This window comes from Enterovibrio norvegicus DSM 15893 (assembly GCF_900115495.1).
GTDB lineage: Bacteria > Pseudomonadota > Gammaproteobacteria > Enterobacterales > Vibrionaceae > Enterovibrio > Enterovibrio norvegicus.
This window is the reverse complement of sequence record NZ_FOWR01000080.1, coordinates 1-6,912: the sequence shown is the minus strand read 5'-3', so window position 1 is coordinate 6,912 and position 6,912 is coordinate 1. Positions and strand designations below refer to the sequence as shown.

Sequence of the window (6,912 nt, the reverse complement as noted above, 5' to 3'; positions counted from 1 at the left end):
CAAACATTCTGAATCGAGCGATTGCGCAGTAATCCAATCCCTAAAACTAGCCAAACAGCCTGCTCAGCGGGAAAGCGACGTTTACGCAAAGAAGCGCGTCCGGTTTGTTTGACTGCTTCTTCAACCCACTCAAGAGGAATGTGTTTAGAGAATGCGTTGATAGGGTGGTCTTGGCAAAACTCAGCGGTGATGTGTAACTCTTTCAAAAACTCAGACATAAAAAATCGGCCTCAACAATGTTGAGGCCGATTATGAAGCCTGCGTAGGATCGTTCAATGACTTAAAACGATCGGCATTAACCCGATAGGATGGCTTTTATCCGCTTATTCTTTGTCATCATTGTTCGCAGGGCCTGGCACCTTGCGGCAGTTCGCGTTGAGCGCGACGTATGGAAAAGGCGTAACGCGCTGATGAGTAGAGAATGATGAAATATGCCATCAACTCCGTGCCTTCTTCCACCATGTTCTTTACTACTCGAACATAACCGTCACCCAGTGTGTCTTGCCAGAGCGAACCCATACCAAAGAGGCGAGAGAACACTAAGAGCAATACCAGCCCAAAACTGAGTAACGGAAATTCTCTATTAGAAACAAAGGCATTAAAACCTTTTATGGTTGCTTCGCGGTTGCTCAATGCATAAATTAACGCAGAGGCTGCAACGAACGTGGCTGGGTAAACCCAAAAACCATGAGCGACGGCTTCATCGAAGAACAAATCGAGTTCGCGTATTAACAGTACGGAAAAAAACCAGACACTAAGGCTAGAAATCTTCTGCATGCAGGCTGACAATAAGCGACAAATAAATAGCAACAGACCGTCGCTGCAAGCAGAATCTGCTCGCTATATTCTGTAAGTGAACGCTCGGATAAGCCATTTTTTAGAATAAGGACATCGGTACGAACAATTAAAATAGGTAGCGATACGAGTACCGCAAGAACAAAAAATTGTACTATCGATTGCAGGATGACCTTATTTCGGTTGGGTGAGTACGACATCAACAACCTCGATAAACGAATGTTTGGGTTAAATGTTCACTTTCCAACAATCCTTGTTTATCGCTTCCGCGCTAACGGACGTGCAATTCCTTTGCACAGCGCTGACTGTTTGTCAGTCGAAAATGAAATCACGACCTAACGAGTATAAGTATTCACTTAAATAATTACTTTCTCACTATGGAGACATTGACGTCATAATTTTATGCAGCACTCTGCGAGATCACGCTATCAAGGCTAAAACGACGAAAATAGGATCATTAGTGAGAAATATTGCGACACTTGAGGGGGGAGAAATGGAACGCAAACACATTCGTTGGGGCATGATTGGCTGCGGCAGTGTCACTGAGCGCAAGAGCGGCCCTGCATTTTGGCAGGTAGAGAATTCATCGCTAGAGTGCGTCATGGGCCGTCGCGAAGAGAAGGTAAAGGACTATGCTTCGCGGCATGGCATTGGCTGCTATACCACTGATGCAAAGGCGATGATCAATGACCCGAACATTGACGCGATATACGTAGCGACTCCGCCAGATAGCCATTTGGAATACGCCTTAATGGTGGCCAGCGCGGGAAAACCCTGTGTGGTGGAAAAACCGATGGCGGTTAGCGTTGAAGAATGTGATGCGATGATTGCTGCCTTTGAATCTGCAAAGCAGCCTTTATTTGTTGCGTATTATCGTCGATCTTTACCGCGATTTGAGGTGGTGAAAGGTTGGATTGATCAAGGCATGATTGGCACGGTGCGCCACATTCATTGGACGTATCACCGTCCACCAAATCCTGATGATGTGGCTGGAAAGGAAAACTGGCGTGTGAATCCAGCACAAGCCGGTGGCGGCTATTTTGTTGACCTCGCTAGCCATGGTTTGAATCTGTTCCAACAATGGTTTGGAGATATTCGTCAGGCGAAGGGCATCTGCAGTAACCAACAGGGTTTCTATGACGCGGAAGATGCGGTATCTGGTTGTTTCTTGTTTGATGGCGGTGTTATGGGCTCTGGCTATTGGAATTTTGGTGCGGCATCGCGTGAAGACAACGTTGAAATTGTAGGCAGTGAAGGGCGGATCGTTTGTTCAGTATTTGGTGACACGCCTTTCGTGCTAGAAGGTAAAGAGAGCCATGTGTCTGTGGTTGATAATCCTGACCCGATTCACTACTTTCATGTCGAAAATATGGTTAAGCACCTGAATGATGAGAAAATGCACCCAAGTCTTGGCAAAAGCGCGAGAAACACAACGTGGGCAATGGAACAAATTTTGTCAGAGCAGTAAGTTTTAGTGAGTGAAATACAGGCTAATCGCGTGAAATAGCTCATCAATTCGCCACTTGATATGATTTTTGGGCCGGAATGTAAATTAGTGCTTGCATGCATTCGGCCCTTTGCCTAATATCGACCTCGTTCTCACGAGAAAGCAATCTTCAAGAAAGCTAACTCTTGAGTCAACAATTCCCCCTTAGTTCAGTTGGTAGAACGGCGGACTGTTAATCCGTATGTCGCAAGTTCAAGTCTTGCAGGGGGAGCCAAATTTAGAAGCCTCGTCGAAAGACGGGGCTTTTTTCGTTTTGGGATACATCGCGCTGCGATTTTGTCGCAAGCCTAGGCGGCCCCGTCAAGTCTCACAGGGGGAGCTAAATTTAGAAGCCTCGTCGAAAGACGGGGCTTTTTTCGTTTGGGATACATCGCGCTGCGATGTTGTCGCAAGCCTAGGCGGCCCCGTCAAGTCTCACAGGGGGAGCCAAATTAAGAAGCCTCGTCAAAAGACGGGGCTTTTGCGTTTGGGATACATCGCGTTAGGACGTTGTCGCAATGTCGAATGCTATAAGCCTCATCGAATGATGAGGCTTTTTGCGTTTTAGGGCGATATTGTTTTTTCGTCGAAAAATGGCGTTTTATTTGTCTAGACAAGGCATTGGCAAACAAAATCGCGCATAGGCAAGAAGGATATGGAGTGTTATATTATAACATTACATACCGATACACCTGTGATGTCATGCTGCTTTTGTTTCGTAAAGGATTACCACTGATTCTTGTTGTCCTACTAGGATGGCAAGGTTTGTTGGTTGCTGAACATAAAGGGTCGCATCATCATGAGTTAAAAACGGACGCGCATTGCACCATCTGCGTGTTAGGTTCTCCGGCGGTACTTGGTCATGATTTACCCATGCCCGTCACTTGGCTCGTCGAATCAGGTGAGAGCACGTTTCTGGTTTCTTTACCGCTAATTGTTTCCATCACCGCAAAAGCACGATCACCACCGCGCAATCTCCTCAATGTTATCTAGAGTTATATCGATTTATTTTGGAGAAATTATGCGTACTACCCCTTTATTTACCCTTAGCGCCGTGGCTTTGTGCCTATCCTCAACTGCTTTTGCTGAATCAGCAGAGTTCCGCCAGCATAGCGCTCATCAACATGGTTTGGTTGAGTGGGTTATCGCTCAAGATGGCAATGATCTGCTTGTCGAAATCGCTGCACCTGGCAGCGACGTTGTGGGTTTTGAACATGCCCCAAAAAATGACGAACAAACAACAGCCCTAAATTCGGCGCTTATTGCCTTAGCAGATGCCAGTGCTTTGTTTGCGGTAAACAGTGGCGCAAATTGTTCGCTAGAAGAAAAAAACATCAGTCACACGTTGGCCGCATCGAAAGAAGGTGAGCATGACGATCACGGTCATGACGACCATGGTCATGATGATCACAAAGGCCATGACGACCACGGTCATGATGATCACAAAGACCATGACGACCATGGTCACGATGATCACAAAGGCCATGACCACCACGACCATGATGATCATGAGGGTGAAGATGGGCACGGTGAGTTCAACGTGCAGTACACCTTTCACTGTGACAACCCAGAGAACTTAACGTCTGTGACTACTGGCTGGTTTAAGGTTTTCCCGCAGACTGAGCAAATCAAGGTTCAATCTCTCACAGACAGTGGCGTTACAGCGACAGACATGACAGCGTCATCAAACACCTTTAAATTTTAAGCTGCGATACAGTCAGACATAAAAGAACAACAAGGAGTAGGCCCTCTCTATGAGGGTCTTTACCACATGTCGATATTGAAATTAGAGAACGTGCGTTTTCGCTGGGAAGGTCAGTCAGACTGGCAAATTGATATTCCTGCTTTTTCCGTTGAGCAGGGTGAGAAAGTGTTTTTGAAGGGCGCAAGTGGAAGCGGTAAATCCACATTATTAAGCTTAATTGCTGGTATTAACCTCGCATCATCGGGGACTCTGCAACTCTGTGAAACCGAACTGACCGCATTAAAAGGCAGTCAGCGTGATGCGTTTCGGGCTGACAACATCGGTTATATTTTTCAGCAGTTTAATTTGCTTCCTTATCTGTCGGTATTGGACAACGTTCTCCTGCCTTGCCGTTTTTCCTCTTTGCGTAAGCAGCGCGTGTCAGGTGACTTAGCGCAAGAGGCTAAACGTCTTTTACTGGCACTTGACCTACCCGAAACATGTTTAACCAAGCCTGTGACTGCGTTAAGTATTGGGCAACAACAACGTGTTGCTGCTGCACGAGCGTTGATCGGAAAACCGGCTTTGTTGTTGGCAGATGAACCCACCTCCGCCCTTGATTTTGATAGCCGAAATGCGTTTATCGCGTTGCTGATGAAAGAATGTGAGCATGCAGGGTCTAGCTTGCTGTTTGTGAGCCATGACCACACCTTAGAATTGCATTTTGATCGTTCGGTATCGCTTACCGAAATAAATGGAGCCAGTCTTTCAGGCACTGCAACTCATACGGAGGGCGTATGACCATTTTTAAGCTCGCCTTACAAAGCCTGAAAAACCGTAAAGCAACGGCGCTGTTAACCGTGCTGACCGTGGCCATTTCTGTGATGTTGTTGCTGGGTGTTGAACGTGTTCGAACGCAAGCGAAAGACAGCTTCGCGAATACCATTTCAGGTACCGATTTGATCGTGGGTGCGCGTTCAGGGCAAGTGAATCTGCTGCTATATTCTGTCTTCCGAATTGGTAACGCCACCAATAATATTGATTGGAAAAGTGTTGAGGACATTCGCGCAAACCCCGCCGTTAAGTGGAGCATTCCGATTTCGCTAGGGGATTCGCATCGTGGTTTTCGTGTGGTTGGCACCACGGGTGACTATTTCAAACATTACCGTTTTGGTCAGAAACAAGCGCTCACCTTCCGTGAAGGGAAACCGTTTGAAGGGCTGTTCGATACAGTTATTGGTGCGGAAGTGGCGCAAAAGCTCGGCTATTCGCTCGGTGACAGCATTGTGATAGCGCATGGCTTGGCGGATAAAAAATTCAGTCGCCATGATAATCTTCCTTTCACCGTCACGGGCATTCTCGCGCCGACAGGAACGCCCGTTGATCGCAGTGTGCATGTTTCCTTGCCTGCCATCGAAGCTATCCATATTGGATGGGAAAGTGGTGCACAGTTAGGAGCAGTTATTTCCGCGGAAGATATTGATATTGAAACACTTCAATCTGATCAAATTACGGCACTATTTGTTGGGTTGAAAAGCCGTATTCAAACCTTTGCCTTACAACGTAGCATCAACGAATACACCAAAGAACCGCTGACCGCCATTATGCCGGGTATCGCGCTGCATGAGCTTTGGAGCTTGATGTCAGTAGCTGAACAAGCATTGCTGGTTGTGTCGGGGTTTGTCGTGATTGCGGGCTTGATGGGTATGTTATCGAGCCTACTGACCAGTTTAAATGAGCGTCGCCGAGAGATGGCTATATTGCGGGCAATGGGTGCGCGACCATCGCATATATTTGTTTTGTTGTTCAGCGAAGCGCTGTTATTGACCGCGTTGGGTATCGTATTGGGCGTGGTGACGTTATATGGTGTGTTGGCTGTTGCGTCACCTTTTGTGTTGTCACATTACGGGTTACAACTGTCAGCCTCTTGGCTTAGTCTGCACGAATGGATGTTGATGGGCATTGTGCTCAGTGCAGGTTTTCTCGTTGGTGTGTTTCCCGCCCTTCGTGCTTACAAACAGTCACTTTCTGATGGAATGACAATTCGGATTTAATTGAATGAAAAAATGGATATTACTATTGGCAACATGTTTACCGCTGCTTGCACAAGCAAGTAACGAAGATGTGTTAACGCTGGATTGGATTGATCTGGTGCCAGAAAAAGAGAGAAATCAATTTGATGATCGGGGTATGCCTTCGATTGACCATAATAATGTAGAACCGCAACAAAGTTTGTACGGTGCAGTGCGTCCTGAATTGAACAACAGCCAAGTGAAGATCCCTGGGTTTGTTATTCCACTCGAAGGGGATGCAGATAAGGTTACAGAGTTCTTGCTGGTGCCATTTTTTGGGGCGTGCATTCACGTGCCACCACCGCCACCGAACCAAATTGTGTATGTGAAATTTGAAGAAGGTGCGCCTGTTCAGGAGCTTTGGGATGTGGTCTATGTGGTGGGTACGTTGAAAACCCATACTGTTTCTCATGACCTTGCTCAAGCAGGTTATCTGATAGAAGGCACCGCAATCGAACCTTACGATGACGAATAAGTGATGACGGTTTAGTGATGTGACTTTCGCTCACAAGCATAAAAAACGCCCTTTAAGGGTAATGCATGTGAATTAAGCTGAATTACGCCTTCTAGAAGGCCTGGTCGCATAGCGACTGGGCCTTTTCTTTACTGCTCTTGGATATGTCCTCTCCATCCTCTCTGGAAGCACAAAGCTCTCTGCCATATCGAGGATATACCTGAGCACTTCTGGATATCTTCCGGGCGCGACAGCCGGGAGCATCTGCAACTGACTCACCAAAAATATCGATGCCTGCTTAAAACCTATTTGGTATGGCATTACCGTATTCAAGGAATACGCCATCTGGCACATCATAAAACGCAGCAGGTTGTAGGCAAGCAACATCCCCCAAAGCTCCTGCTTGACCAACGCCGGCGTT

Annotated in this window: 9 protein-coding genes, 1 tRNA gene and 1 pseudogene; 8 read left to right on the top strand and 3 right to left on the bottom strand. The window is 46.8% G+C overall.

The features are described from left to right. Window positions 1-218 (bottom strand): transposase domain-containing protein (locus BM082_RS24310; protein ID WP_181955904.1); only part of this gene is annotated, 218 nt, incomplete at its 3' end. Window positions 219-336: 118 nt separating this feature from the next. Continuing rightward, complete coding sequence (locus BM082_RS24305) at window positions 337-777, bottom strand: hypothetical protein (RefSeq protein ID WP_017015307.1); 441 nt, start codon at window positions 775-777, stop codon at window positions 337-339. 186 nt (window positions 778-963) lie between these two features. Here BM082_RS24305 and BM082_RS25150 point away from each other — a divergent pair, with 186 nt between their 5' ends. The 8 genes from BM082_RS25150 to BM082_RS24265 all read left to right on the top strand — a co-directional run bounded on the left by BM082_RS25150 (window position 964) and on the right by BM082_RS24265 (window position 6,512). After that, entirely contained in the window at window positions 964-1,134 is a 171-nt protein-coding gene (locus BM082_RS25150; RefSeq protein WP_017007992.1) for a hypothetical protein, read from the top strand. 154 nt (window positions 1,135-1,288) lie between these two features. Then, window positions 1,289-2,263, top strand: a complete 975-nt coding sequence (locus BM082_RS24300) for a Gfo/Idh/MocA family protein (protein WP_074928960.1) — start codon at window positions 1,289-1,291, stop codon at window positions 2,261-2,263. A gap of 177 nt (window positions 2,264-2,440) precedes the next feature. After that, a tRNA-Asn gene (locus tag BM082_RS24295) sits at window positions 2,441-2,516 on the top strand. Between the two features lie 425 nt (window positions 2,517-2,941). Beyond that, window positions 2,942-3,274: a hypothetical protein gene (locus tag BM082_RS24285; protein WP_017010072.1), complete on the top strand. Its 333-nt coding sequence runs from the start codon at window positions 2,942-2,944 to the stop codon at window positions 3,272-3,274. A gap of 28 nt (window positions 3,275-3,302) precedes the next feature. Next, complete coding sequence (gene zrgA / locus BM082_RS24280; protein ID WP_074928955.1) at window positions 3,303-3,986, top strand: zinc uptake protein ZrgA; 684 nt, start codon at window positions 3,303-3,305, stop codon at window positions 3,984-3,986. Between the two features lie 66 nt (window positions 3,987-4,052). Beyond that, window positions 4,053-4,766, top strand: a complete 714-nt coding sequence (locus BM082_RS24275; RefSeq protein ID WP_017016551.1) for an ABC transporter ATP-binding protein — start codon at window positions 4,053-4,055, stop codon at window positions 4,764-4,766. After that, on the top strand, window positions 4,763-6,019 hold the full coding sequence (locus BM082_RS24270) for an ABC transporter permease (protein WP_017016550.1): 1,257 nt from the start codon (window positions 4,763-4,765) through the stop codon (window positions 6,017-6,019). The genes BM082_RS24275 and BM082_RS24270 overlap by 4 nt, the downstream gene beginning before the upstream one ends. Window positions 6,020-6,023: 4 nt before the next feature. Continuing rightward, window positions 6,024-6,512 (top strand): DUF3299 domain-containing protein, encoded by a 489-nt coding sequence (locus BM082_RS24265; RefSeq protein ID WP_017016549.1) that lies wholly within the window; start codon window positions 6,024-6,026, stop codon window positions 6,510-6,512. Between the two features lie 72 nt (window positions 6,513-6,584). On the opposite strand, the pseudogene BM082_RS24260 reads toward BM082_RS24265, so the two are convergent. Continuing rightward, window positions 6,585-6,912 (bottom strand): annotated as a pseudogene (locus tag BM082_RS24260) (IS4 family transposase); the annotation flags it as partial.